At 53.2% G+C, this 511-nt stretch carries 1 protein-coding gene; it reads right to left on the reverse strand.

What is annotated here, in order from left to right; all coding sequences use genetic code 11:
- Positions 1–149: 149 nt before the first annotated feature.
- On the reverse strand, positions 150–511 hold a 362-nt coding region (locus tag AC1RP1_RS07795; RefSeq protein WP_481762689.1), incomplete at its 5' end, for a hypothetical protein.

Here is a 511-nt window from a genome sequence, read left to right on the forward strand (position 1 = left end):
GCTCTGTTCTTTCTCAAGCTCTGCGAGGCGGACTTCTGCACGGGTTTGCGCGGCCCACGCCTTTCGGTAGGCCTCATACTGTGCGTGCTGCTTCAGCTTCTGCTGAGCGGCCTTGAGGCGTTTCTTGAGCGTTGCCGGGTCCTTAATCTTCACCGCCTGCCCGCAAGACTCGCACTTGCCCTCTGCGAACTTCTCTGCATGTTCGAGCTGATGCTCATAGACCCGAACCAAGGTTTCCAGATCAGCTTCTTCCTCTTCATCTCGGCCGCAAGCTCTCTGCCGTTCTCTTCGATCAGGTTCTGCGTGACCTCACTCAGCTCTGCATACGCCTCGTTGTATCGGGCGTTATTCTTTTTATACTGCTCGTATTCTTCGGCTTCCTCAATATTAGCGGCCGTCGTATCGAACTCGTATTTTATCTGCTTCACGTGATCGATGAACGATTCTTCCGTAATCTCATCCCCAATTGCGCCTTGCAGGATTTTGACTTGATCGCCCATTGACTCGGAGA

It is taken from the genome of Dellaglioa sp. CoH-56-MRSF-13, assembly GCF_056782095.1.